Origin of the sequence: Elstera litoralis (assembly GCF_000963705.1) — a bacterium.
GTDB lineage: Bacteria > Pseudomonadota > Alphaproteobacteria > Elsterales > Elsteraceae > Elstera > Elstera litoralis.
This window is the reverse complement of the sequence record NZ_LAJY01000509.1, coordinates 1-2,055: the sequence shown is the minus strand read 5'-3', so window position 1 is coordinate 2,055 and position 2,055 is coordinate 1. Positions and strand designations below refer to the sequence as shown.

Sequence of the window (2,055 nt, the reverse complement as noted above, 5' to 3'; positions counted from 1 at the left end):
CATTTTAGCCTTATTCTCTGGTACACTGTTAACCGGACGCAATCTGAACCAGCCTCCTGGCTGACATAACAGGTGCGCCGAATGGGTTCGAGCCAGTCTTTTGGGAGAAAAATCGATGGGTAAGGCATTTGGTCGGGTTGCGGCGGCGCTTGTATCATTGGCAATTTTAGCGCCGGTGGCCGTTTCGGCCCAGGGCGATGCGATTGCCAATCGCAAGGCGGATTTTCAGACGCTGCGCAAAAGCCTGGGTGAAATTAAAAATGTCGTCGATGGCAAGGCCGGGATCGAAACCGCTACGGCCCCGGCGCAGGCGATGGCCGATGTCGGCAAGCGCCTGACCTCGAAAGTCAACTTCCCGGCCGGCAGCGATAAGGGCGACACGAAAGCGCTGCCGCTGATCTGGACCGATGGGGCAGGCTTCGATAAGGCGGCGGCCGGCTTCAATAGCGGGGTTGGGGCGCTGGTCGTGGCGGCGAATGCCAAGAACCTCGACGGGCTGAAGGCCGCGTTCGGCGAAACGGCGAAAGCTTGCGGCGTGTGCCACGATACGTACCGCGCTAAATAAGCAAACGGCGCGCTCGTGAAAGCGCGCCGCCGATAGGAGAGGGCGCTGCGGGAAACCGCTGCGCCCTTTCTTTTTGGGTTAGTCGATGCGGACGGCCACAAAGCGCGTATCGCCCTTGCTGAGCAGCGTGAGCAGCACGGTTTTTTTCTTCGCGTCGCGCGCGGCGGTGATCTTGGCGGCAAGATCGCTGGCCGTTTTTACCTCTTCCTGATTGACCTCGGTCACGATATCGCCGGGGCGCAGGCCTTTTTCGAAGGCGTTGCTATCGCCGGTGACATCGGTGATGACGATGCCGTTCTGGCTTTCGGGCAGGCCGAATTTTTCGCGGGCGGCGGCGTCGATGCCCTGCACCTTCAGCCCCAGGCCACGCACGGTAACGGCGGGTTCGGCGGCGGACGGTTCTTTCGAGTCCGTCGCGGTGGCAATCTCTTCATCCTTCAACTCGCCAACCGTAACCTTCAGCGGCACTTCCTTCTTATTGCGCCAGACGACCATATCGACCGGCTTGCCGATGGGGGTATCGGCGACGATACGCGGCAGACGGTCCGATTCCGGCACGTCGCGCCCATCGAACTTCAAGATCACGTCGCCCTGTTTCACCTGGGCTTTCGCCGCCGGGCTGCCGTCGGTGACGGCGCTGACCAGCGCGCCGCGCGCCTTATCCAGCCCGAAGCCGGTGGCGACATCATCGTCGAGGCGCTGAATCTTCACGCCCAACCAGCCGCGCTTCACCGCGCCGCCATTCTTGATTTGCTCGATCACCGGGCGGGCGAGGTTGGAGGAAATGGCGAACCCAATGCCGACGCTGCCGCCGTTGGGCGATAGAATGGCCGAATTCACGCCGATAACCTTGCCGTCCATATCGAACATCGGCCCGCCGGAATTGCCCCGGTTGATCGACGCGTCGGTCTGCAAGAAATCATCGTAAGCGCCGCCGGTGGAGCGGTTGCGCGCCGAGAGAATCCCCGCCGTTACCGTGCCGCCGAGACCGAAGGGATTGCCGATCGCCATCACCCAATCGCCGATGCGTGCTTTATCGCTATCGCCGAACTGCACCGCCGGCAGCGGTTTCGAACTTTCGACCTTCAGCAGCGCCAGATCGGTTTTGGGATCGCGGCCGATCAGCTTGGCGGAAAGCTCGGTATTATCGTGCAGCTTCACGCTGATTTCATCGGCCCCATCGATCACGTGATTATTGGTCACGATATAGCCGGTGCTGTCGATGATGAAGCCCGAGCCCAGCGAGGTTTGACGGCGCGGCGCTTGGTTCTGGCCGCCGCGCTGGCGGTTCATGAACTCGCGGAAGAACTGCTCGAAGGGGGAGCCCGGCGGTAGTTGAAAATCGGGTTCCGCTCCGCCGCCGCCATTGCCTTGGGCGCGGGCGGGTTTGCTGATTTGCGTCGAATAGACGTTCACCACCGAGGGCAGCAGCTTTTCCGCCATATCGGCGAAACTTTCCGGGGCGCTGCGCGCAAAGGCGGGCGGGGCGA

General features: G+C 61.9%; 2 protein-coding genes. One reads left to right on the top strand and one right to left on the bottom strand.

Annotation, left to right across the window (positions count from 1 at the left end; all coding sequences use genetic code 11):
- The first annotated feature begins 115 nt into the window (after positions 1 to 115).
- Entirely contained in the window at positions 116 to 565 is a 450-nt protein-coding gene (locus VZ95_RS16595; protein WP_045776845.1) for a c-type cytochrome, read from the top strand.
- A gap of 78 nt (positions 566 to 643) precedes the next feature.
- On the opposite strand, the gene VZ95_RS16590 is transcribed toward VZ95_RS16595, so the two are convergent.
- A partial coding sequence (locus VZ95_RS16590) for a DegQ family serine endoprotease (protein WP_045776844.1) occupies positions 644 to 2,055 on the bottom strand: 1,412 nt, incomplete at its 5' end.

Coding starts and splice junctions, on each gene's coding strand:
- VZ95_RS16595 (WP_045776845.1), top strand. CDS start 116: ATGGGTAAGGCATTTGGTCGGGTTGCGGCGGCGCTTGTATCATTGGCA.